General features: G+C 52.3%; 21 protein-coding genes. 7 read left to right on the top strand and 14 right to left on the bottom strand.

Features of this window, described 5'->3' with window-relative positions; all coding sequences use genetic code 11:
- Positions 1-33: 33 nt before the first annotated feature.
- The gene (locus AC0VXT_RS10975; RefSeq protein WP_475545468.1) at positions 34-1386 is read right to left on the bottom strand and encodes a DnaJ domain-containing protein; all 1353 of its coding nucleotides are present in this window, start codon (positions 1384-1386) and stop codon (positions 34-36) included.
- Between the two features lie 184 nt (positions 1387-1570).
- Here AC0VXT_RS10975 and AC0VXT_RS10970 point away from each other — a divergent pair, with 184 nt between their 5' ends.
- On the top strand, positions 1571-2602 hold the full coding sequence (locus tag AC0VXT_RS10970; RefSeq protein WP_101300135.1) for a class I SAM-dependent methyltransferase: 1032 nt from the start codon (positions 1571-1573) through the stop codon (positions 2600-2602).
- Positions 2603-2750: 148 nt separating this feature from the next.
- Positions 2751-2876, top strand: a complete 126-nt coding sequence (gene ykgO / locus AC0VXT_RS10965) for a type B 50S ribosomal protein L36 (protein WP_007090004.1) — start codon at positions 2751-2753, stop codon at positions 2874-2876.
- A 67-nt stretch (positions 2877-2943) separates the two neighbouring features.
- On the opposite strand, the gene AC0VXT_RS10960 is transcribed toward ykgO, so the two are convergent.
- The 3 genes from AC0VXT_RS10960 to AC0VXT_RS10950 all read right to left on the bottom strand — a co-directional run bounded on the left by AC0VXT_RS10960 (position 2944) and on the right by AC0VXT_RS10950 (position 7336).
- Positions 2944-4836, bottom strand: coding sequence for an adenylate/guanylate cyclase domain-containing protein (locus AC0VXT_RS10960; RefSeq protein ID WP_475545467.1), 1893 nt, complete (start codon positions 4834-4836; stop codon positions 2944-2946).
- A gap of 155 nt (positions 4837-4991) precedes the next feature.
- Complete coding sequence (locus tag AC0VXT_RS10955) at positions 4992-6851, bottom strand: adenylate/guanylate cyclase domain-containing protein (protein ID WP_475545466.1); 1860 nt, start codon at positions 6849-6851, stop codon at positions 4992-4994.
- 47 nt (positions 6852-6898) lie between these two features.
- Positions 6899-7336 (bottom strand): Lrp/AsnC family transcriptional regulator, encoded by a 438-nt coding sequence (locus tag AC0VXT_RS10950; protein WP_475545465.1) that lies wholly within the window; start codon positions 7334-7336, stop codon positions 6899-6901.
- 177 nt (positions 7337-7513) lie between these two features.
- Here AC0VXT_RS10950 and AC0VXT_RS10945 point away from each other — a divergent pair, with 177 nt between their 5' ends.
- Together AC0VXT_RS10945 and AC0VXT_RS10940 are read left to right on the top strand one after the other, a co-directional pair.
- Positions 7514-8596 (top strand): saccharopine dehydrogenase family protein, encoded by a 1083-nt coding sequence (locus tag AC0VXT_RS10945; RefSeq protein WP_475545464.1) that lies wholly within the window; start codon positions 7514-7516, stop codon positions 8594-8596.
- 264 nt (positions 8597-8860) lie between these two features.
- Complete coding sequence (locus AC0VXT_RS10940; protein ID WP_475545463.1) at positions 8861-11290, top strand: tetratricopeptide repeat protein; 2430 nt, start codon at positions 8861-8863, stop codon at positions 11288-11290.
- Between the two features lie 68 nt (positions 11291-11358).
- On the opposite strand, the gene AC0VXT_RS10935 is transcribed toward AC0VXT_RS10940, so the two are convergent.
- From AC0VXT_RS10935 to AC0VXT_RS10925, 3 genes are all read right to left on the bottom strand, one after another.
- Positions 11359-11862, bottom strand: coding sequence for a universal stress protein (locus AC0VXT_RS10935; protein WP_022730588.1), 504 nt, complete (start codon positions 11860-11862; stop codon positions 11359-11361).
- A 239-nt stretch (positions 11863-12101) separates the two neighbouring features.
- Positions 12102-12866 (bottom strand): TIGR02186 family protein, encoded by a 765-nt coding sequence (locus AC0VXT_RS10930; protein ID WP_475545462.1) that lies wholly within the window; start codon positions 12864-12866, stop codon positions 12102-12104.
- Positions 12866-13789 carry a sulfite exporter TauE/SafE family protein gene (locus AC0VXT_RS10925; RefSeq protein WP_475545461.1) on the bottom strand — a complete coding sequence of 308 codons (924 nt, stop codon included), beginning with the start codon at positions 13787-13789 and terminating at the stop codon, positions 12866-12868. The genes AC0VXT_RS10930 and AC0VXT_RS10925 overlap by 1 nt, the downstream gene beginning before the upstream one ends.
- A 120-nt stretch (positions 13790-13909) precedes the next feature.
- On the opposite strand from AC0VXT_RS10925, the gene AC0VXT_RS10920 reads away from it, so the two are divergent.
- Positions 13910-14161, top strand: coding sequence for a sulfurtransferase TusA family protein (locus AC0VXT_RS10920; protein ID WP_475545460.1), 252 nt, complete (start codon positions 13910-13912; stop codon positions 14159-14161).
- An 86-nt stretch (positions 14162-14247) separates the two neighbouring features.
- Positions 14248-14730, top strand: coding sequence for a GNAT family N-acetyltransferase (locus AC0VXT_RS10915; protein WP_475545459.1), 483 nt, complete (start codon positions 14248-14250; stop codon positions 14728-14730).
- Positions 14731-14783: 53 nt separating this feature from the next.
- Here AC0VXT_RS10915 and AC0VXT_RS10910 read toward each other — a convergent pair whose 3' ends face one another.
- The 5 genes from AC0VXT_RS10910 to AC0VXT_RS10890 all read right to left on the bottom strand — a co-directional run bounded on the left by AC0VXT_RS10910 (position 14784) and on the right by AC0VXT_RS10890 (position 20764).
- On the bottom strand, positions 14784-15608 hold the full coding sequence (locus AC0VXT_RS10910; protein ID WP_475545458.1) for a DUF2336 domain-containing protein: 825 nt from the start codon (positions 15606-15608) through the stop codon (positions 14784-14786).
- Positions 15547-16170, bottom strand: a complete 624-nt coding sequence (locus AC0VXT_RS10905) for a hypothetical protein (protein ID WP_475545457.1) — start codon at positions 16168-16170, stop codon at positions 15547-15549. Before AC0VXT_RS10905 ends, AC0VXT_RS10910 begins: the two co-directional genes overlap by 62 nt.
- 12 nt (positions 16171-16182) lie before the next feature.
- A complete protein-coding gene (locus AC0VXT_RS10900) occupies positions 16183-17907 on the bottom strand; it encodes a sensor domain-containing diguanylate cyclase (RefSeq protein ID WP_022730594.1) in 1725 nt (574 codons plus the stop codon).
- On the bottom strand, positions 17904-19757 hold the full coding sequence (locus AC0VXT_RS10895; protein WP_475545456.1) for an EAL domain-containing protein: 1854 nt from the start codon (positions 19755-19757) through the stop codon (positions 17904-17906). Before AC0VXT_RS10895 ends, AC0VXT_RS10900 begins: the two co-directional genes overlap by 4 nt.
- Before the next feature lie 311 nt (positions 19758-20068).
- A complete protein-coding gene (locus AC0VXT_RS10890) occupies positions 20069-20764 on the bottom strand; it encodes a GGDEF domain-containing protein (protein ID WP_475545455.1) in 696 nt (231 codons plus the stop codon).
- 146 nt (positions 20765-20910) lie between these two features.
- Here AC0VXT_RS10890 and AC0VXT_RS10885 point away from each other — a divergent pair, with 146 nt between their 5' ends.
- The gene (locus AC0VXT_RS10885; RefSeq protein WP_475545454.1) at positions 20911-21219 is read left to right on the top strand and encodes a DUF5818 domain-containing protein; all 309 of its coding nucleotides are present in this window, start codon (positions 20911-20913) and stop codon (positions 21217-21219) included.
- A gap of 24 nt (positions 21220-21243) precedes the next feature.
- Here the strand turns inward: AC0VXT_RS10885 and AC0VXT_RS10880 are convergent, their stop codons facing one another.
- Both AC0VXT_RS10880 and AC0VXT_RS10875 read right to left on the bottom strand, forming a co-directional pair.
- Entirely contained in the window at positions 21244-22056 is an 813-nt protein-coding gene (locus tag AC0VXT_RS10880; RefSeq protein ID WP_475545453.1) for an SPOR domain-containing protein, read from the bottom strand.
- Positions 22004-24388 carry a Lon protease family protein gene (locus AC0VXT_RS10875; RefSeq protein ID WP_475545452.1) on the bottom strand — a complete coding sequence of 795 codons (2385 nt, stop codon included), beginning with the start codon at positions 24386-24388 and terminating at the stop codon, positions 22004-22006. The genes AC0VXT_RS10880 and AC0VXT_RS10875 overlap by 53 nt, the downstream gene beginning before the upstream one ends.
- Between the last annotated feature and the right edge of the window lie 20 nt (positions 24389-24408).

Here is a 24408-nt window from a genome sequence, read left to right as displayed (position 1 = left end):
AAGTCTGATGCTGCGATTGGCTGCCTTTGGTGGTCAGTCGCAGCTGTTTTTGCTGCACCATGTATCGCGTGCATCTGCGCCATTACCCGGAACAAGAGCATCAAGATTGACAAAGCCGGTTTCACCGATTGATGTGTCGATCTCAACCCAGATGCCTTTGCTGTCGCCGGAAATATAAACCGTTTCAAACCGCGCCAGCCGTCGAATGATCGTGTTGGTCACGCCCGCACCGTTGCGCATGTTGAGTAAATCACGGTCAACATAATATGGATCGCGGTCTTCGCCGATCATCTGTTCGACTTGGCGGGTGATTTGACTGCCTTTTTCAGCGACCATGGCAGGCAGATCACGGGTCAGGAACCCTTGGCCGGGGCCAAAGGCGATCAGTAGGGCAAATATCACGACGAAAACCGGACTGAGATGGAGCAGGGCAACCATCATGCCCACCCGTTGCCATTCATCACGCACCCGTCTGGCGGGTTGACCATCTTCGAGGCGGCGAATGCTGGTGCGAATTTGTTCGGCAAGGGCGGATCTGTTCGTGCCGATGAAATCACGCGCCTGAAGCAACACTGCGCGTGCCAGCGGACGGTTGCCAGATTTTTCAAATGCGGTGGCCTGGGTAAACAGCAGTTTGGCATTGCCTTCTGCCGGGAAGGTGCCGCCGCGCATGTTGCCAATGATTGCGCGCCATGCCGGAATAAAACTGCGCCAGCCCCAAAAACCGCGCAGCCATGTCTTAAAGCTTGCTTTTAGCGCCATCCGCCGAGCCCCTTTGGGTGCAAGGTAGGCTGAGGTGACTTCTGTACGGACAGAATTGAAAAAGCCACGCACGATTTTGAATTCGACCAGACGTGGCTGTGCCGATACGACGCCGGTGACGGCGCACTGGATAAATCCCGCTGCGTTGCTGTCGGGTCTTTTGCCTTTGTGGCGGCGTGCGCCGGGGTGAATGTTGCTTTTGCGCGCGCTGGCTTTGGCCTGTTGTTCGCGGTAGGCCTGATTGGCACGGGCGACCTTGTCATCCTTGCCGGGGTTGGCGTGTTGTTCTTTGCGGCCGGATCCGGCAAATCCTTGACGGGTTTTGTTGGCATTGCGTGCGCCTGCAGCATCCGGGCCATAAGCCGAGGAAGTCGATGATTTGGTTTGAGCTCCTGCGGAGCCGTTTTTAGGACTACTGGCCTGCGCGGGAGCCTTGCGTTCACCGGTCAGGATTTCATAGGCCTCGGTAATGTCTTTGAATTTTTCTTCCGAATCCGCGTCAGTGTTGCGATCAGGATGGAATTCAAACGCCAGTTTGCGATAGGCAAGCTTGATTTCCTTCGCACTGGCACCAGGCGCAACGTTTAGGATGCGGTAATATATGCTCAGGCGATCCTGATTCATGGTGAAAGAAAATTCCTGTCCTGCATGGGTTCCCGGCATGGGGAAGTTATTTGATGGCCATTTTGACAATGGCCTTTACGCCACAATCATATGATTGAAATCTTAACACGTTGTCACTTTTGACGAATTGCCATATTTTGCAAGAATCAAGTTTAAACACGTCCGGAACAAGCAGGTAGCAACATTGAAGCTGAAATTTTGGCAACGCAATGTCGATGATGACGACGATTTGTCCGAAGACGACAACGCGTCCGAATTCCAGATGCCACCGGGTCATCACCTTAGCTTTGGTATCCGCATGCGGGCCAAGTGGGAAGGGTATGACGATCCGGTTGAATACTATCTGCTTCAGCTTGAAATAGATGCCTATGCCGATTGGCTGCGCAAAATGCGGGTATTCCTTGCCCGTCCTGTCGAGCCGGAATTGGGCGAACTTGACCTTGATGACGAAATCGGGCGCTGGCCGCCTGAGCGCATCAGGCTGTACGACAAATTGTTTGATCACGGGATCATGATCCCAGGGGGGCATGAATACGCACTTGAACTGGCCAAGCCGCTGGCACTTGATGAGACGTTAAGTTGTCTGGAAATTGGGGCGAAGCTTGGCGGGGTGGCACGTATTCTGGCAGATCGGCTGGGCGTTTGGGTCACGGCGTATGAACAGGACGGCGAATTGGCGCTCCTTGGGATGGAACGCTCAGTTCAGTCAGGTGTTCAGAAAAAAGTTCCCGTTCAGGTGTTTGATCCGCGTGCCCCGGAATTGCGCAAAGCGTATTTCAACGTTGTCTATTCCTATGGGGAGTTGTTCAAAATCCCGGAAAAGGACGCATTTCTTCCTGCGATTGCGGATACCTTGCGTGACCACGGACAGATATTGCTGACCGATTACGTGCTGACCCGTGATCTTGACGAGGCAGAGCTTGGAAAATGGGCCAAGTTGGAAGGCGAAGAGCTGTTTCCATGGACGGCACAGGAATACAAAGAAAAATTAGGCGCACTTAAATTTGACATCCGTATTGCCAAAGATGAGTCGGAAACACATCTGGCTCATATAAAAATGGCGTGGATGACCTTGTTGTCAGACATCCAAAAGAGCGGTTTAGACCCCGATGTGATGGATTATATGGTTTCTGAGATGGAAATGTGGATGAATCGCGTAAAAATGCTTGAAAATGGGTCGCTAGCCTTTTATCGGTTCTACGCAACGATCAGGTGATCGGTAAGGTTTTAGATTGCTGCTGGCGCTTTTATAGGGATTTGTCCCGATTTCTGTCGCCGCAACCTGTTTTAGGTGTTGACAGGGGCAAGTCCTACTTCTATTTTCCGGCTTCCTCGAAGGGGCTAAGTTTCTAAGGTTTAAGATTATGAAGATCCGGAACTCATTGAAATCCGCTAAGCTGCGGGAAAAGGGCTGCCGTATCGTGCGCCGCCGTGGCCGCGTATACGTGATCAATAAAAAGAACCCGCGTTTCAAGGCGCGTCAGGGTTAATTCCCGGCATCTTGACCGCAAAGGTTTTACAAAACGCCGCATTGGAAAACCAATGCGGCGTTTTGTTTTATCTGCTTTCGGGGGATGTGCTGTCTTTCGCCGCGTCATCGATGCCGTCAATCAAAACTTTATAGACGGCTGTTGTTTCGCTTCGGCCACGCAGAAGAACTTCCTTGGCCGGTATGGCCTGTGACGGATCGCTGAGCCTGTTATAGGTGCTCTCGCCGATCAGTATTTTCGTTCCCAGTTCCTTGTTCATCGCTTCAAGGCGGGCCGCACTGTTTACGGTGTCGCCGTTCACCGTGAAGGAAAGCCTGCCCGGTGCACCAATACTGGCGGCAACCAACTCACCAGTATTGACCCCGCAGCGGCACCTTAATGTTGTTTCCTTAAACTGTTTGGTGTGAACCAGCTTTTGTAGTGAAATGGCCGTTTCAACAGCGGCATCGGCATGGTTGGGCAGTTCGCCAACCGCGTTAAACACCGCAAGGATCGCGTCGCCCTGATATTGGATGACGATCCCTTGGTTGGCTTCGATCACTGCCGTAGCATCCGTGAAGTAGGCATTCAGAATATCAACAATATGCTGCGGGTCTGCCTTCTCGCTCATGCTGGTGAAGCCCTGCAAATCAACAAAAAGCGTTGTCGCAATGCATTTATGCGGTGGGATTGTTCCGGCATCGCTTTGTGATGCTAAAAGTTGCTCGGCAATCGCCGGGGGCACGAACTTGCCAAACAGGCGTCCGATCCGTTCGCGGTCATTTAGTGTGATGACCATTTGGTTAAAGGACGTCGCAGCATCGTTGAATTCTGTGATGTAGCTTTCTGGAAGGTGGGGCAGGGATGTTAGATTGCCTTCTTCAAGCTGGCGGGTGGCGGCGGAAAACCGCTTAAGAGGGCGCGAGAAATAGTGGGCAATCACAGCCGCACCGATCAGAGCACCAATCAAGACAACAACACCAATCCACAGCAGAAAATCAAGGCGACGGCTTTCTGCTGCGAAGACAGACGGCGCAAAATGCATTCCAAAGGTGATTGGCGTCGCAGACGACTGTGATGCTTCGCGGGTGACGATAATGTTGTAAGTCGAATTGATGATGACCTGCGATACATCAAGGCGTTGATCCAAAGCGAGCTTAAGGCTGTCACCAAGGTCAAGCGGTTTCCATCGGGCACGCTGGGAAAGGATGGGATCGCCGATTTGATCAAGTTGCGGAAGGACGCTTGTCGCTTCTTCTAGCGTCTCGGGGACAAAGGCTGAATCCTCGGCGCGCATGTTGACCCGTTGCCAGTTTGAAAGACTGGGATGGGCGATGATGTGATTTTCAACCATGATGAAGGCTGTTCGCCCATCGCCTTGCTCTTGCATTGGAAGGTCACGTGACAAACCGGGCAGGGTCAGATACTGGATCAGGACACCAAGATATTCGCCGTTCTGAAAAAGCGGGATAGATTCGCCAATCACGACCTGACGAAGTGCGCTTTGCCAGTAAGGGAAAAGCGTTTGGCTCATGGCTGGACCGGTCTCGGGGAAAAGTTGTGCAATCTGTCTGTCAAACAGATCCGCCTTGGTTCTTAAAAACTTATGCGTTTTTGGATCGTAGCCAAGAAATTCACCATCCGGTGTTGTCATTCCGATGGCGGCGATATCGGTTTCACCGGCAATCAATGACGGGATATTATCGGTCCAGAACGACGGTTTGCGCGGATTGACAAGACCCTCGGCAGTTTGTGTTGCCACCCAGTTATTGCGATCGGCAAGTCGGATCAGGCGTTTTTCGACAGTGCGTTCCGCCTCGGCAAGGTCAGCACTGGTCATGCTGATCCAAAGGTCGCGGGTATTTTCAACCGCAGTCTGCAGCCCAATATAAAGCGATAGACCAACACCAACCACACTGCAAAGCAACAAGCCCCCCAGCAAAACGCCAAAAATGGAAAAGCGTCCGTGACGTTTTGCCAAACTGTTTCCCCCAAGTTTAATGAAAATTCGATGATGCCTGTCCACTTTGAACATGCTCATATTACCATTCAATTCATCAGCTTACGTACTTTTGATGAGCATGGAAAGAGGGCAGTCAACTTTGGGTAGGTGTATGCTGCTCAGTGTGTTTTGACTTATGATAGGCGGAGCAAGTCCGAAGGCACTGTATAAAGCTCGGTCATGCTATGGCGCCCCCGCAGCAGAACTTCACCTGCCTTGATTACTCTGTTTGGGTTCGAAAGCAGGATACGCGTACTTTCTGATATCAAAACATCGGTATGCAGAACCTTGTTCTCCTGTTCCAGACGCGACGCCGTGTTGACTGCATCGCCGTGAACCGTAAATGACAGCCGTGCCTTCGCACCGACATTCCCGGCCACCATATTACCGGTGTTCACCCCGCATCGGCAACGGATCGACAATCCTTCAAATGTTCTGCTATGGACTTCTTTTTGCAGGGAAATTGCGCTGTCGAGGGCGGCATCAGCGTGATTTTCAAGGTCATCAAACACATTATAAACCGCAAGGATAGCATCGCCCTGAAACTGGGTGATGATGCCGCCATGCGATTCGATAATGCTTGTCGCACAATCAAAATAGGCATTGAGCATCGAAATGATCTGATTTGGGTCAAGCGTCTCGCACATCGATGTAAATCCGGCGATGTCGATAAACAGGACCGTTGCTTCTGTTTGTTGTGGCGGCAGTGCCCCGGAATTTGTCCCCGATGCCAGAAGTTTTTTGGCAATGGATTGCGGGACGAACTTACCGAACAGACTGGTGATACGTTCGCGGTCATGAACTGCAATCATCATGTGATTGAAGGATCGGGCAGCATCGTCATATTCGCGAATTCGGCTACCTTCAAGCTGAGGAACATCGGCAGACGCGATTGCGTCGTCTTCGAACGCACGTGCCGCGGCCGCGAACTTTCGGATGGGTTTTGTGAACTGGCGAGACATCACAACCGCGACGAGGATGGCAAGCACCAGAACACCGCCCCCCAGAATGGACGCCAGTACGAGCCGTTCCCATTCATCGTTAAACAGTTCCTCGTCAAAATGCATGCCGATGATGATGGGTGAAATGGCAGCGTTTTCGACCTGTCGTGTAACGATCAGGTTATACTTGCCGTCAAGTTCAAGACCGGAAAGCTGAATGCCTTTACGTTTTTCCCCGTCGTCATCGCGTTCGGTTCTGATCCTTTCAGATTTACCGATATTGGCCAGAACCGGATCACTGATGTCATTTATGGTTGGAAGGGGGATTGGGCTGCGCGCAATGTTCGCGTCATTGATCAGTTTGGATGCCGTGTTTGTGCCCCAGTCACGCAAACCCGGATGTGCCATCACCCGATTGCCGCCAATCAGGATAAAAGGTGTTCCGGGTAAATCTTCGCGCCCTCTAATCAGGCTATCGGACAGGTTCGAAAGCGATAGATATTGTATGAAGGTTCCAAGGTACTGCCCGTCATTAAATAACGGGACCCAGCTGGTTAACACGGTTTTATCGAAATATGGGTCCCAGCGGGGAAAGCCGGTTCTACTGGTCGCAGGTCCGCGTATCTGGGCCAATTCGGAAAACAGCATGTCGTCCATGGGAAGGGTACGTTGGATGATGCTCATATCATCGGGGTTATAACCGATAAACTGCCGTTCACCGGTGACAAGGCCATAGGCCATGACATCCATATTCGCTGCGGCAAGCGCGCGCATTGCATTGTTCCAGCCGTATTGGAAGCTGGGGTCAAGCGCACCTTCGGCAACCTGGTCGGCGACCCAGTTTGATCTTTTGTCAACCTCATCCATGCGTTCCTGCATGGTGCGTTGAACAGATGTCAGATCGACATCTGCAAGCATCACCCAAAGATTGCGGGTGTTCTCATAGGCCGCTCCAAGCCCGACATAAAGGGCCAAACCGACGCCCAGAATGCTGGTGGCGGAAAAACCGGCAAGAAGGACAGAAAGGACGGAATATCTACGTTTTGACGTCACTCGGTGTTTCTTCCTGAAAAGAAGGTTCCCCAACCTTGAGAGCCAGTTTAGCGGCGATCGAATTTAGTTGAAAGGATGATCGAACTCGACGTGCGTTTTATTCCGGCAAGCCCCCCAATCCGGTCAAGTACAGTATCGAGTTCCTCGGATGTATCGGCCGCAATTTCCGCGATCAGATCGAACTCCCCGGCAATCGCAAGGCAGCGAATGCAGTGGGGGATTTTCTGTAATGCGCCAACAACACCCGCAGATTGCTTTTGTTCAAGCTGGATCATGACTTCGGCCAGAAGAACCGGCCGTGCCTGATCACCGAGTTGAACGGTATAGCCCACAATTGTCTGTGATTTTTCAAGCCGTTCAAGACGTTCCTGAACCGCACTACGCGACAAGCCAACATCGCGCGCAAGGGCGGCAATCGGAATACGCGCATTTTCCTGCAATCGGGCAATCAGGCGACGGTCGGTTTCATCAAGTCGGCGTTTCATCGGGTGTGCCCATAAAAATGACGGTCTATTCAATGATTTTAACAGTATCGCCGGGTTGTAAGCATCAGTCCAGCGGCGGACGATAAAAGGGTCATAAACAAAACGTTATCAGAGCAGGTGCGGCATCAAACATGATGATCTTACATGCATTGTCTGTTGATCTGGGAGTGAACGAAAATGAAAAAGATTTTGATCGTTGGGGCTGGTAAAATCGGGCGTATTGCCGCCGTCATGCTGAATGAAAGTAGCGATTATGCAGTGACACTGGCCGATGCCAATGGCGATATGCTGGAATTCTGCGCGCAGGATAATGCAGCAACGCTTGTAAAGGTTGATGTTACAGATGAAACCGCCCTGACCGAGGTTGCACGCGGGCATGATGCCATTTTGTCGACCTGTCCGTTTTATCTGAATGTTGCGATTGCCCGTGTGGCGCGCGCAGTCGGAGCATCCTACTTCGATGTGACCGAGGATGTCGAAACCACCCGTGCCATCCGTGAAATCGCCGAGGGGGCAAGCAGCGCGTTTGTGCCGCAATGTGGTCTTGCACCAGGATTTATTTCAATTGCTGCCCATGACCTGTTTAAGCGGTTTGATAGCGTGCAGAAATTGCGTCTTCGGGTTGGGGCGTTACCGCAAAATCCGACCAACCGTTTGAAATATAACCTGACCTGGTCAACTGACGGACTGATTAACGAGTACCTTAATCCGTGTGAGGTCATCCTCAATGGCAAACGTGTCGAGGTGCTGCCGCTTGAAGGATATGAACGCTTCACGATTGATGGCACAGAATACGAAGCCTTCAATACGTCGGGTGGGGTTGGGGCATTATGTGACATGCTTGAAGGCAAGGTCGCCAATCTTGATTACAAAACGGTGCGTTATCCGGGGCATCAGGAAATCCTGAAAATCCTGATCGACGATCTGCGTTTGGGCGAACGCCCCGATATGATGAAGGAAATTTTTGAAAACGCCCTGCCGATTACCCAGCAGGATGTGATTGTCATTTTTGCTGATGCGGTTGGCATGCGAAATGGGGACCTGTGCGAAGAAAACTTCATTCGCAAAGTGCATGGTACTGAAATTGGTGGTCAAAAATGGTCAGCGATCCAGATTACGACCTCTGCCGGGTTGTGCGCGCTGATCGATATGGTTTTGACCCAACAGCTTCCCGGGGCTGGTTATGTCCGTCAGGAAGAAGTTGGTCTTGATGATTTTCTCGCCAACCGGTTTGGCCGGTATTTCAGTCACGACGGATAGGCCTTAACCTTTCCGGCATTGCTTTATCGATGTCCATAAAATCCCCTGAATGGAAGTTCAGGGGATTTTTTCTGGTTTTTTCGGGGATTACTGTGAATTTCTAAGAGATTGAAAGATGAAATTCACCGTGGCGCAGGATGGTATTGCATCAATGCAACCCTTGGGCATGGCCACGAGCAAGAATTTATGGCAAAGACGTGGTTTGTTAACGCTTGGCCCGTATGGTGACGGGATAAATTGATACTCTAACGGCGAAGGCATCCCTTGTCTGATTTCGGCAACATATTCCGGTCTGCGATGGACCTGTATGAAGCAGGCCAGCTTGCGGAGGCTGAACAAGCCTGTCGCAAGATGACACGCGCATTTCCACAGGCTGCAGAAGCAATGCATCTTGCCGGTCTTGTTGCCATGCGTCAGGGAAATCAGGCCGTTGCAGCCGAACGCATGGGGCGTGCGGCCATTGCCGACGCCAACAGTGCTGAAATCCAGCATGATCACGCACAAGCCTTGAAAGCCGTTGGCAAATTGCGTGATGCAATTGGTGCGTTTAAGCGCGCCATACGGCTGTGTCCGGATGCACCTGCACTTTATTGCAATATCGCCAATACATATCGCCAACTTGATGAACTCGACGCAGCCCGGGAAAACTACCAATATGCGTTGGAACTGGCCCCGGACGTTGCCGAAATTCACGCTAATTATGCTGCCTGCCTTTATGCGTTGGGCGATGTTGGTGGGGCTGAAACGTCTTGTTTGACCGCGCTTAAAATGCGTGATGATATTGTTAATGCGCTGGTTCTGATCGGCCAAATCAGGCTAGATCAGGGACGAACGGTTTCAGCGAGCGAACCGTTACGCCGCGCGCTTGATCTTGAACCCGGTCATCAACGGGCCTTAACGGCCTATGGCGACGCACTTTTCCGTTTGGGACAGTTTGCCGGGGCGCAGCATTGTTTGCGTCAGGTTCTTGCGCTTGATCCCACCGATGCGCCCGCACGCCGGACTTTGGCATTGCTCAATTTGCGGGTCGGGCAGGGAACAGAAGCTATTGGCGCGCTTGAGCCACTTTTACAGGCCAACCCTGAGGATCCTCAACTTTTGCTGATGATGGGCGAGGCGCTTAGCATTGTGGGCCGCCACAGCGAAGCCGTTGAACGGTTTGGCGCGGCAATCGGTGTTGGTGGCGGCGATGACGCGGTATTTCGCCTTGCTGTCGAATTGGCCGAAGAAGGTGATACTGCATCGGCGCAATCGGTCCTGCAAAACGGCATTGATCGCAAGATCGCAGCAGGCGAAAACGCCGCCCTGTTTAGGACGGCCCGCCGGTTGCTGTTTGCCCCGGTACCAACCAACATTGCGGCACAGAATGACGAAGTCGTTCGTGAGTTGCTTGACGACACGATGGATGAAGACTCGCTTGAACCGGGGTTGGAGTACGTCGGTGCAGACCGCATTGATCCTACTATTCTGACACGGTTCCCACCAGTTTGGCGTGCCGCCCTTCGTCCTGAAGGGGACAAGCAACTGCGTGCGGTTGGTCATTATTGGGAACAGCTGGTGTCGGGATATGACGTGCCCGAAGTCAGCAAGGACAAGGTCCATAATGGTGGCAAAATCCGCATCGGGGTCGTTTCCGCCAATATGTGCGAAAATGGTATCGGGCGCTGGATTGTCGGGCTTGTGGATGCGATTGACCGGGATCGGTTCGATGTCACTGTGATCCGCCCGCCAACTGGTGAAGACGATATTACTGCGCGTATTGACGAACATGCCGATCTTGTCGTGCCATTGCCACTTGATCCTTTGCATTCCGCGCGCGTGATTGCCGGACTTGATCTTGATGTTTTGCATTATGTCGATCCGCAGTCGGATGCCTATACAATGCTGCTGGCAAGCTGGCGTTTGGCCCCGATGCAGATTTCCGGTGGCGGTATTGCCGCAACCAGTGGTCTTTCAAATATCGATTATCACTTGATTGCCGAAGACTGGGAAACCGCAGGCGGTGAAAAACGGTTTAGCGAAAAATTGATCCGGTTACCCGGATTGTTTGTCAATGCCACACGGCCAGATGACCTTGGTCTGACAACGACTGATCTGCAACGACACTGGCGCCTGGCGCAAGATAGAAATACCTATTTGTGTCCGCAGCCATTGGATGTTTTGACCGCCGAATTTGATCCGCTGATTGCCGAAATCCTGCGACTTGATGAAACGGCTGAACTTATTTTGATTGCACCGGAACGCGATAGCTGGGACGCGGCATGGGGACGGCGGTTTGCGGTCAATTATGCTGATGTTGCCGGACGTATGCGGTTTGTTTCGGTGCGCAATCGGTCCGATATGCTGTCACTTTTGTGTGCGGTCGATGTGGTGCTTGAAAGTCCGGCATGGAATGATGCTATGCTGGCGTTTGATTGCCTCGGGCTTGGCGTGCCGTTGGTGACCCTGCCCGGTAGTGCGGCCAGGTCACGGCGCAGTCATACCTGTTATCGTCAGATTTCAGTGTTTGATTGTGTGGCGTATCATTCTGCCGACTACGTTGATACCGCCCTTACATTGGCGACGGATAAACGTCGCCGTTCGGTCGTCTCACAGGCTATCCGGAGCCGATCCCACATCCTGTTTGGGCAAAAATCATCCTTTGACGCCTATATGCAGTTTCTTGAGAAAACCATTCAACCGGCCTATGCCTGATCCCGATGTCTGAGGATAGGCGGCCGGTTGATTTGATGTTTCATCAAGGTTTTCAGCAAAAGCTTGCGTCAGCTTAACGCATCAATGTCTGCTTCTGACAGGGCGGCAGGGACGATGGTTAATGGCAAACGCAACTGACCAACCGTGTCGCTTTTGGTCAGGTCAGTGATAAGCGGGCCGGGGCCCTCGGAATTGGTGCCAGCTGCGAGAACAAGAATGGAAATTTGTTCTTCTTCTTCAAGCAACGTCAGCAATTCATCCTTCAGGCGGCCTTCGCGGATAAACAGAAGCGGCATGGCGCCGGTTTGTTCATGGACATAGGCTGCCAGTTCATTGACGCGGGCTTCTGCCTCCTCGCGGGCTTCTTCCTTCATCAGGTCGCCAACAGCGACCCAGTGCTGAAACTCTGCGGGTTCAATAACACTCAATAACGCAACTCGACCGCCTGTATGTTGCGCGCGGCGGCAGGCATAACGAAGTGCCTTGGTCATTTCGTCACTGTCATCGACCACAACAAGAAACGTTCGGTTAGTTGATGTGCGCAGTTCCGCATCGGCATCGTGTGAAGTCATATGTAAGCCCTGATTAGTTTACCTGATCGGCAATCATGGCACTGAGTGTGGGACAGCGTCATTGGCCAGTTCCATAAAGTGTGCCGTAATTCGAGGCCTGTTTCCAAGCTGTTTTTTAGCTCGTCGGGCAAAGAATTATCTATTGCGCAAGTGCGAGATGATTGCTGCGGAAGCACAGTCAGATATTTTGAAAGCAGGCAATAAGGGACGTTAGCCTTATCCGGCGACGGTTTGGGAAATTATCCCTTGCGGAAGACGACGCTTGCGACCCAGCCAGAAATCACGGCAATGATCACGGCAATGATGCCGTAAAGTGCCGAGTAACGGTGGGCAAAGTCATAGACTTCTGCGCTGACCCCGGTTTTAGAAACCACCAGCGGGGTTGTTTTGACACTGGCAATGCGTCCATCGCGGATCAAATAGACATTGATCATGTAGGTGCCGGTCGGTGTGTTGGCCGGAAAATGGATGTCGGTCCGGAACAGCTGGTTTGACAAAAAGCTGATTTTTGCCGGACGCTGGTTAAACAAGCCAACGTTTTGCATGTTGCGCACCAGCGCGTCACGATAGGCCTTCTGGTCAACTTCCGTGATGTCGGTGGCTGCGATAAAACGCTGATGTTCCAAGCCAATACGATAATCTCTGAGCACATTATCGTTGGCAATAATGTCCATCGGCCGGTTTGATGCACTGGCGTAATATGTCGGAACGTTTTTGAAGGTTGCACTTTCGCGGTTCACCCATATTCCGACGGTGCGTTCCTTGCGCCGCACGACCATATCCTGATCGGGGCCGCGCACAGTGACGATAATGTCGCCTTCGTTCTGAACCGCACCAAACAGCAAAACATCGGTGCCGGTAAAGCCGGTTGTGATGGCAACAAGGTGGTTTGACAAATCCACCACCAGCGCATCGGCACGACTGTTCTTAAGCGGCAAGGTCACTGCGATGACGGTAACAGCAGCCATGAATGCGATGCGAAACATGTGCGGGGACAATGACATCACAGGTTACCCGGCATGATCGAATAAAGCTCGCTTGGTTCGATCACCAAATCAAACAACAGTTTGAGACAGACCGACAGCACAAGCAAACCAAGGAGCGCACGAAGGTGTTCAGCCTTCAGGCGCGATCCAAACCGCGCGCCGAACTGTGCGCCAATCACCCCGCCAATCAAAAGCAGGGTCGCAAGGGCGACATCAACCGTTTGAGTCTGGATCGACTGCAGGAATGTGACGTTTGCAGTGACAAAGATGATTTGAAAAAGCGACGTACCAATCACAACACCGGTCGGCATACCAAGAAGGTAAATCATGGCAGGCACCATGACAAAGCCGCCGCCAACCCCCATCAGGGCCGTCAGCATGCCGACGAAGAACCCAATAACAAGGGGCAAAAGCGCACTGATGTAAAGGCCCGAACGGTAAAACCGCATTTTGAACGGCAGGCCATGAATATAACTGTGCTGGTGTTTCTTACGGCGGCGGATGCCGCCACCTTTGCGGCGCGTACGGAAAATAGCGCGTGATGCCTCAAACAGCATCATGCCGCCAATGATGCCAAGGAAGATCACATAGCAAAGCGAAATCACAAGGTCGATCTGCCCGAGTGATCGCAACCAGGCAAAGATCCAGACACCAACCGTTGATCCGACGATGCCGCCGACCAACAAAACCAGCCCCATCTTCAGGTCAACATTACCGCGTCGCCAATGGGCGAAAACACCAGATACTGACGATGCGACGATCTGGTTTGCTGCCGTGGCAACAGATACTGCCGGGGGGATGCCATAAAAAATCAAAAGCGGCGTAATCAAGAAGCCGCCGCCGACGCCAAACAGGCCAGACAAAAAGCCTACCCCGCCGCCCAGTCCCAGAATAAGGAATATATTTACCGATATTTCGGCAATCGGGAGATAGATTTGCATCTTGGGGAGGCTAACAGCGTTTGATTGATTGTTATTATTCAGTCTAACATATTGTGCAAATGCAACAATCGCCAATTGGCGCTTTATCACACAGAAACCGCTTTTTTTATAAGGTCCTTCATGTTGACATCTTCAAGTGATGATTTTGATGTTATTTTGGATGCGCGGGGCTTGATTTGCCCGATGCCCGTGCTCAAGGCGAAAAAAGCCCTCCGGGATGTTCCTGCGGGCGGTGTGCTTAAGGTTCTGGCCACAGACCCGGGATCGGTGGCGGATATGAAAGCATTCTGTGAGATGACCGGAAACCGGTTGCGGTCGTCTGAGCAATCCGATGACGTTTTCATTTATCACATTGAAAAAGTCGCGCTCTGATCCGGGATAGCAAAATACCATCGATGCGAAACATCTGGTTTGCATCTGTCTGACAATGCACAACGCCCCTGAGAAAGACGATTTCCATGCAAGACGCCCCACAAAAACTGACATGGGTTTCCTGTCTTTTTGACGAGATGACCCCGCATCAGGTCTACAGCCTGCTAAAGTTGCGCCAGCAAATCTTTATCATCGAACAGGAATGCATTTTCCCCGAGATTGATGGTCTTGATCCGCTGTGCGATCACATCATTGCGCTTGATGGTGAGACTGTTCTCGCCGCCGTTCGCATCGTCGGACCGGGCATTGATCCTGATCATGTAGAACAAGGCGACCGACCTGCGATTGGCCGTGTCGTGGCAAGTGAAGTTTTGCGCGGGAAGGGGGTGGGGCGTCAATTGATGACCCATGCGATTGACCATTGCGATCAAAAATTTTCCGGCAAGGCGATCTATCTTAATGCGCAGCTGTATCTAAAGAAGTTCTACGAAGACCTTGGCTTTATTCAGTTTGGCGAGGTGTACGAGGAAGACGGCATTCCTCACATTTGTATGGAACGCCCGGCGTAATCTGCTTCCTGATACCTTGATACGGGGGGCGGAATTGCGCTGATTGTGGGGGATCAGCGCAAGCCGGTTGTTGTCATCCCGGTAAAGAATTCCAGCTGCCAGTTCATGTCATCCTCGCTAAGCGGATATTGATTGCCGTTGCGTGGATTAAGCGTCTGACTTGGCGGGACGTGGCCCAATTTGACCTGAATTTTAACGGCAAGGTCGGCAGGCAACCCGGCTTTCCATGTCAGGGCAACAACCCCTTTGGCGGAATGCGTGTTGAGCACCTTTGTCACAGCTTCCGGGGGAATGCCGGCAAGAACGGAAAGGGCCGCACGGGCGAATTTCACATCATTGGCGGCAAGGGCTTTGGCGACTTCCTTATCGGTCAGCTTCTTTTTTGCATGCATGGCAACCGCCTTGTCGTAGGCTGGTTCTTCTTCCTCTTCTCCGGCAGCCGCCGTTGCCGCATCCTTGCCATCGGCTTTGCCTTTGGCCGGTTCAGCGGGTGCACCTTTTTGGGCTTTCTTTTTGGGCTCTTCGGCGGGGGCTTCGCGTTTTTCGAACTCGCCAGATGCAATTCGGCGCTGGACGACTTCGCGCACGGCCTCAAGCTGATCTTTCTTAAGGTCCTTGCGCCGTTCAAGTACGCTGATCAGGTTTTCTGCAACAAACCGGGCAAGTTTACCCGCCGCAGTTGGCGGCAGTTCCGGGCGCTCGACCAAGGGCTGGTGCCATTCCGGATAATCGGGGGCACGATCAATCAGTTGATCAAGGGTTTCTTCGCGGATTTGTGCCGAACGGTTGCCCAAAAGATGCGAAATCGCGTCTTTGTCACTGCTTGCAGCAATGGCGTCGGCCAGTTTTTCGCCGACATTGCGTTGAACGCGAGACAAAGCTCAACGCGCCGCGACCAGAACTCCCCTCGATGATTTCAAGAAGGTCGTCTTCGCTTAGAACCGGCGAATATTGCAAGACCGGGCCACACACGACACTTTCGGCATCACGCGCAAGCTGCTGAATGATCGGCTGCGGGGCGTCGGCGATGTCTTTAAGTGTCTGGGAAATAACCTGACGAACATGGACGGCCTGATCGCGCGCCAGTTTATCAAGTGCCTCATAGGTCATGCGACGGAGTTTGTCGCTTTCGTTTGGCGTCAGGCCAGCCGAAAGATGGGCGATTTTTTCGGCAAGGCTGCCACGAACGCTGTCATCTGTATCGTCGGTTAGAAAGACGTCAGCTTGTACCGGCGTTGCTTCGTTGGCGGCAATATGCCGACGCACCGAAGAATCGGTGTCGTTGGCAAGGAAATACAGGATTTCAGGGCGCGTATCATGGCGCTGGGCAAGCGTTCCGCGCACACCAGCATCGGGACTTGCCGCCATTTCCTTGGCTTCGTCGTAGGTGATGGGGGTTTCGCGTCGCTTGGTAAATACCCGCTGCAAAAATCCCTTCATCGGGCATTCCTCCTAATCTTCGATCTTAGCCGAATTGGTTGTCCCGGGGGCAGATGCAATGCCAAAGCGGCCCTTGCCGAGTTTCTTAACTTGATACATCGTTTGGTCAGCACGCTGTACAAGGAGTTCCAAATCTTCTTTCGAACCGGCTTCATGCACGGCAATCCCCACTGATATGCCCAGCGGATGGTCCTTGTCACCGGAATACTTCGAAAGTATGGCGCTTTCTTTCATCAGTGTCTTGGCACGATTTGAGGCGGCCGCCACATCAGCACCTTCAAGCCATAAGACAAACTCGTCGCCACCCAGCCGCGCAACCAGATCTGATGGGCGGACATTTTCTTCGAGCACCTTGGTTAAGGCCAGAATGGCTTCATCTCCAACCTGATGTCCGTGGATGTCGTTGACCATTTTGAAGTTGTCCATATCGACATACATCAACGATGCTGGCTCAAGGTCGCGTTGCAGGCGGCTATGACGGCGTTTGAGTTCATCAAAGAATGCCCGGCGGTTCAGAAGTCCAGTCATACCATCTGTACGTGACAAGGTCAGAATGCGTTCATGCTGAATTGCCTGTTCGATGGCGATTCCGATTTGATCAGCAACTTCCGTCATGATCGCACGTTCGCCGTCATTGGGGTCCGGATGATTACTATCAAACAGGAAGATGACTGCACCATTGTTACGCTGGTGATAGTGGCAGGGCAGGGCAAAGACATGCCAGGTGTCAATCTGGGCGTCGAAAACTTCGCCCGATTGCTGGAGTTTCGCTAGTGCCTGTCTGGAAATCTCGTTTGCGTCTTTGTTGTCATCACCTGCTGCGATTTCCAGTTCGTTGGTTTCATCATTGCGTTTGAAAATGACACAATTTGCGCAGGCCAGTGCGCGTGTGCTGGCCTCCGATGCGCCCTTAAGAACCATCAACGGATCAATTTCATCACGCATGGTCCGCACGATATAGGTCATCAGTCGATCACGGTTTCGCGCGATAGATACTTCGCTTTCGCGGCGGCGTTGTTCGGTGATGTCATGCGCAAGCCCGCGGGTGCCGATCCATTTTCCTTCGCGTGAATAAACCGGTGTTGACGATACTGCAAGACAGGCATCATTGCCGTTTGACCGGCGCAACCATACCGGAACATCGCGCACGGCCTTCTGGGTGCGGAAAACGTGCTCGGCATCCTGATCAGCGATATCAAGAATGAAATGACGTGGAAAGCGGTCGACGATTTCTTCGGCGCGATAGCCAAGTGCGCCGCGCGGCGAAACAAAGATAAACTTGCCGTTTTCGTCGGTTTCCCAGGCAAATGCGGATGATACTTCGACAATGTCGCGATACCGTTGGCGCGAATCAATCAGGGCTTCGCGCAGGTTGCGGTCCATACTGACATCGCGCGGCAGCAACATCACATGATTGTTGGTCGTCGGAAGCGCTGTTAACTCAAGTGTAGCCGTACCGCGCTGAACTTCAAAGGTCAACATTTCAACCACACCGCCGGGTGTAGTTAACGCGCGGCGGATCAGTTGGTAAATTTCGGGAAACAACCCGTCGCGAATACCATTGGCAAAACCAACCGCATTCTTATTGGCAAACAACGGAACGCCATGCGCGTCCATGACAATCACTGGTGCTTCGGCATCTGCCATCACCTTTGGATCAAGCGCAAAGACTTCTGCGTCGTAACCTGTCAGGTCGTCACTATTATGGTCGATGGGGGCAGGATGACGGGTGTTCATGATCGTCCTCCTGAAACTGTTTGACTGCGATCTGTATTGCTTGAGCCCATTTCAAGGTCGCTGTTGGTTGGAGTACTGCCAATGGTTACCGGCGGGCCAAGGTAATACCCTTGACCATAATCAATCCCAAGCTCGCAGACCATTTCGTAACTGGCTTGATCATGGATCATTTCTGCAATCGTATGAATGCCAAGATCACGGCAAAGAAGGGCCGTTGCCTTAAGGAATGCGCGGCCTTTGGGGTTGGCAAGCGCTGTACGCATTGCACCGCCGTCAAACTTGATGATGTTAACGTCAAGTGCGCTCAGATATTCAAAATTGGCCGCCCCGGCGCCAAAATCATCAAGGCAAATTTCGTGACCGCGTGCGCGCAGTTTCTGCAGGCCATTGTTCACGTCTTTAAGCCCACGAATGCGCGATGTTTCGGTTACTTCAAACAGAACATGTTCCGATCTAATATCATACTGATCGAGAAGGCTGATCAAATCAGGCAAGAAATCAGCTTGTTCAAGCGAATGCCCCGAAAGGTTAACCGCGACCGGATAGGGGATTTTATCAGGGGTGTCACGTACATGGTCGAGAACCTTGCGGCTCATCGCCAGATCAAATTCTGTAATCAGGCCCGTGCCCTCGGCAAAGTGAATGATCTGATCAACAGCAAGCGGGATACTGCCATTGGTGAAGCGTGCCAGGGCTTCGAAATGGTGCATTTCCTGACTGCCCAAATGAACAATCGGTTGCAGGGCGACAGCAAATGAACCGTTTTCAACGATCTCACGAAAGGCGCGAACGGATTTCAACGTTTCCTGAATAAGGTGTGGCAAGCTGGCCGACAGGCGTTCGGCCGATACATCGCTTTGGCTTCGGTGTTGCATACGGTTAAGCGCATAGGCAACCGCGCGCGTCAGGTTGGTTTCACGATCATTGTCGCCACCGACAAAGTTTTCTGTGGCGTCAAACTGATGAAAATTGCGCGCGCTTTCATAGTCACTGCCAAACATATCCTTGTTAGATGATATGGTCTTCTGCTTGCTTGTGAAGGTTTCTGCCATGCCGTTGGTCAGAGACAATAACGCATCTGTCGTTTCACCCGTAGTGGCATCACCCAGATCAACACGCAATGCGCTGGCATAGGCAACGATCCTGCGTTCAAGTTCGATCATCGGTTCATCAACCGGGTGGATCTGGTCTGACGGACTTGTACTGGCCGATGCGAACAAGTTCGATGATTGCATGGTGCGCATGCCAATCAAATGGGCTAATTCGCTGGTTGCGGCTGTTTCGGCCTGTGATCGCGATGCAGCCAGATTTTCAAGCACCACCAGTGCTTCGCTGTGATATTTCGACGATATTTGATCAAGATTTCGAGAAGCCGACAGCGTGTCTGATCCGCGTTTTTGTTCTTGAACCGCACTTTGCAAGATCAAACGATCAATGCCCGAGCGCGCACGCGGTCGGATGGCCCGGTGCCGTGCTGCAATGTAATATCGGCTAGCTGGATTGGCGATCATATAACCGCTCAGTGACAGCGGAACGATATCCTGCACCGGGGTCCCATCTGCATCAAACAGTTGGAAATCAAGATCAAGCTCTTCAAGCCGTTTTAGGCCAGATCCGCTGTGCAGGTAAGCTCGTAACAGTGGGCGTTCCGACTTCACAACAAGCTTTTCAAGCGCTTCGCCAATCAGACAGTCCGGGGTGCAACCCAAAAGACTTTCGGTTGCACCAGCAACAAACAGCACATATCCGTTTTCATCAACTTCCAGCAGCATGTCTGCCCAGCAAAATGCCATGGCAGCCAAAAGGTCCTGGTCATTTATTTCCGCTGAATAGCCAACGCTGTCTGTCATTGAGGACCCATCATCAAAAAACACCTGATAAAACTAGGTGCGATACTACCTGTATATATTAAGTAACTATCCTATAGGGGATATGAAAGATTTGCACATTATTCGCCAAAATATCAGACAAAAACCCAAAATATCAGACGTTGTCATGCTCGATCGTTGCCGCACGGCTTTCTGAACTGGACAACATGACAGATTCTAGCGTGTGATCAGTCAGGTACCGACGTTTGATATGGGGGCTTGAGCAATAGAATACGGTGAGGAGGCGAATATTTTTCTCATGCAGGCAGGGCAACTAAAGCGCGCTTGAAAGGTCAGGCGGCGTTATGGTCCGTTTGGGCGGATTTTTGACTATCGCGGCCCGCGTGCTTGTTTTTATACATGTCTTTATCAGCATCGCTTATCAGGTCGGAAATGTCATTCTTGGTGGTGTAGACCGAAAACCCGAAACTGGCCTGAATGCGAAGTGGTGTACCATGCCAGATCAGCGGGAAGCGGGCGGTTGCCTGTTGAAGCTGTTTAAGGCGTTTTTCTGCGGCATCCGGGTCGCTTCCGGTCATAAGAATGGCAAACTCGTCACCACCAAACCGTGCAACAAAATCATCAGCCCGGGTATGAGTTCGTAGGTTTTGGCCAAAATGACGCAAGACTGCGTCGCCCGCCGCGTGGCCGTGCTCGTCATTTACCTGTTTGAAGCCATCAAGATCAGCGATTACCATAAGACCTTTTTCGCCGCTGCGCGCCGAGCGGGCAAGAGCTTCGCGGGTGCGGCGCATAAAGCCGCGACGGTTATACAGGCCGGTGAGTTCGTCGGTTTCGACCATTAGCTCAAGCTGACGAATGCGGTTTTGCTGCTGGTCCAGCCGGGCTTGCATGTCACGCGCCAGATCAACCAGCGTTGACAGTGCGTCGCTTTGCTCGGATTCCTCCGTCGCGCGATTGTTAATCGCAGTCTGTTGCTGAAATTCTTCAGCAAGTTCTGTCAGAAATTCGATTTGCGACTTTTCCATAACCCGTCTGGTAACCCATGACATCAGATTGCGAAACCCGTAAAAGGATGAATACCTTTTTACAGCTGGCTGCGTTACAAGAACCTTAACGCGACACGAAAGAGTTTGTGACGAAGAACAATCGTTCACACACAGGAGATTGAAGAATGAAGACCGGTTTAATGGCAGGACTTTCAATGAAAATTGCGATTCTCACAGTCGCAGCGGCACTGTCGGCCTGTTCATTTATACAAAAGAATAATTTCACCATTGCCGGTGAAATTACCGATCAGGGTCAAGAATGCGTAATTTTCCGTGCCGATGACGGCACATTGTATGCGTTGGCGAACAAGGCAACGAAATTCCGCCCGGGCGATAAGGTTCGTGTCACGGGACATGAAGCCTTGATGACAACCTGCACCGAGGCGTCAACGCTTATTGTTGATAAGATCGTTCTGCTTGTGCCTGCGAAATAAATCGGGACTTTGTCCCGCCATCGTTTACGGGCGGACGGCGAAACAATCGGTGCCGTCAGCAATAAGCTGGCGGCATTTTTCATCAGCGGTTACCTGATTGGGAAAGCCCCCCAGACGAAGGCGATGAAAAATGCCTTTGCTTCCCAGGTCCGGCGTGGCGATTTCGCGCGGGTGGGATTGAGCCAGATCGGGATAGCGGATACGAAAACTGGCCCAATATGTTTGCGCACTGATGGTGTCGTGAAAGGCGCCAAGTTGTATCTGATACTGGCCCGTTGTCTCACCAAGTGACGCGTTCTCAACGGATGGTGACGGTGTGGCTGCGACTGTCACAGTTTGCATCGGGGCAGGGCGTTTGACTGCCGGTGTTTTTTGGGGCGCCGACGAGACTTTTGGTTTTTTAGGGGCCTGCTTGGTCGCGCGGGGGGCTGTGCCGCTTATTGTTTGATGATATTGCGCTGCTAACGACGGAACTTCTTCAACAAACTCTGCTGAGTCGCTGATTGGGATGGTTCCGGGCAGCAGGCTTACCGGCTGGTTGGGATCGCGCACAGTTGAGGCATGCACAGGAATGTCTGTTGGAATGGCATCAATCCCGCTGATTGGTGCATCATCAGAATTTTGCTGTGCGATGACCGCGTGTTGAGTGGCAATAATCATCACAGAACATGAAATTATGCAGGCTTTGCCGAGGTCGATAAACCCCCGCCATAAAACCACACAAGGATTATGCGAAGCGGGTTTCGCATAATGTGGTCTATGGTGGATGGGTTCTGACATTTTCTTAACGCTCGCCCCGTGGCGGATAGGCATATCTGTCACGCAATATAATGTCATTCTGGCGCAACCGTTCCATGGCCTTACCGTAAACACTTTCGGCCGGATATTGCCCGTCAGCACGATCACCAGATGGCATGCCGCTTAGAAGTTCAATTGCATCATTGATGTGTTCAATGGTCCAGATGTTGAACTTTCCCTGACGGATGGCTTGCACGACTTCCTCGCGCAGAACAACATTTTCGGCGTTTGGTTGGGGGATGATAACGCCCTGATCGCCGGTAAAGCCCTGATCGGCGCAAATGCGATAGAAACCTTCGATCTTATGCGAAATACCGCCAACCGGCTGAGCTTCGCCAAACTGGTTCATCGAGCCAGTTACGCCGATGTTTTGACGCATCGGAATGTTGGCAATCGACGAAATGATCGCACAAAGCTCGGCCATTGATGCCGAATCGCCCTCTATCCCGCCGTAATTTTGCTCAAACGTGACGTTACATGCGAACGAAAGCGGGAATTGCTGAGCAAAGCGTGATTTCAGGAACCCTTCGATTGTCATGACCGACTTTTGCTGAAGCGGACCCGACATATCCACCATGCGTTCAATGTTTAAAACCCCAAGACTTCCGACATAGGACCGTGCCGAAACACGCGCAGGCAATCCAAATGCATGATCGCCGTAATCAAGCACGGTCAATGCATTGACCTGACCTGCGACGGAACCGTAACTGTCAATCAGGATTTCCCTGCGTTGCACCCGTTCATGGGATTTGTCTTCAAGGCGGCTGTTGCGGTGTCGGCGTTCTTCAATGGCGCGGCGCACGTCGGCAGCCCGAATGCTGTCACGGCCATCGGTTTTGGCAAGTGCGCCGGCTTCGGTGCCGACATCTTCCACCCGTTCGATCTGGGCGGTCAGTTTGTCGCGTTCGCCCGCCCAACGGGCGGCCTGACCAAGAAGTTGACGAATGGCCCCGTTATCGACCGGAATGCCGGATCGTGACAGGGCAAACTCGCGCAAGAGTCCGGTATAGATCGATATGTTGCGACCTGCAGCAGGCATATCGGCGTCAATATCGGCCTTGACCCGGAAATGGTTTCGGAAATCCACATCCAGCGAGAAGAAGCTGTAATAGAATTTCGGTGCCCCAACGATCACGACCTTAAGATCAAGCGGGATCGGGCGTGGTTCTGGCGCACCTGCGGTTGGTGGTCCGCCCTTATGGGTTTCTTCAATGCGGATTTCGCGGTCACGAAGGGCTGCCTTGAGGTAGCCCCAGCTGTCTTCATGCTCAAGCAGCAATTCGGCGCGCAAAACCAAAACGCCGCCATTGGCACGATGCAGCGCACCGGGCTTGATCAGGCTGAAATGCGGATGCATCCCGCCCCCCATCGGGCGGTACTGGATTTGCCCGAAAAGGTTGTCATAGCTTGGGCTTGGTTCCAGCACGACATCGGGGTGGGTATCGCGTGAATGATCGATTAAAAGATTAACCGCATAGCGATCATCCACGGTTTCGGGGATCTTGCCATCGCCACTTTCGATGGCAGGCTGATCGCTTTCTTCTTCAAAGGCATCAATATTATCAAGGATGTCTTTTTCAAGTGCTTCAAACCATGCCTTCAGGCCGGGGCTTGTGAATTTGTCGCGGAGTTTCTTGATACGGGGTTTCAAAACCACCTTCGCAGCATCGCGGCGCAGGCTATCAAGGGTGTCAGCGATTTGTTCTTCAAGGTCGCGGGTCGAAAGCAGGGTTTTGCGGGCTTCTTCGGCGACGTCTTCGAACGATTTTTCGGCCTCGCGACGGCGTTCCTTGGGGATTTCGTCAAGCGATACCGGTTCGCCATCCTCGTTCAGGGCGACGATCATGACACCTTTTTCGTTTTCCTGAACATCAAGATCGCGTTCACGGGCGTATTCACGCAGGGCATCAAACTTTTCGCGCACCTGAGCACGGGCTTCTTCTGTTTGTGACTGGGTGTCGGTCAGATGGGCCGGAGCATTGAAGGCGGATGAAAAGGCTTCGCGCAGATGCGAAATCAGCGTTTCCATCGCCGTCATTAATTTGTGGCCGTCACCGGCCGCCATCGCATAGGGGCGGGGCCGGTTGGTACGTGAGAAATTGTTTAGATATACCCAGTCGTCAGGGGCCGCGCGTTCTTCCATGGCCTTGTTCAGGTAATCAAGCGTCGCGGTCATGCGACCAGCCCGATCAAGCCCCAGAACAAAGATGTTGAACCCGGGTTCTTGCATGGAAAGCCCGAATTTCAGGGCCTCTGCGGCACGGTAGTGCGATGAAAAATCAAAAATCTTTGGCGTTTGGTCTTTGTGTGGGCTTCTAATCCGAAAGTGCGGAAAACCGCAATCTTCTGCGTCGAGACGGGAAACTGGCATCTGCTGACTTTCTTCTGCCC

It is taken from the genome of Thalassospira sp. Z349TD_5 (assembly GCF_056173045.1).
This window is presented reverse-complemented; position numbering and strand designations above follow the sequence as displayed.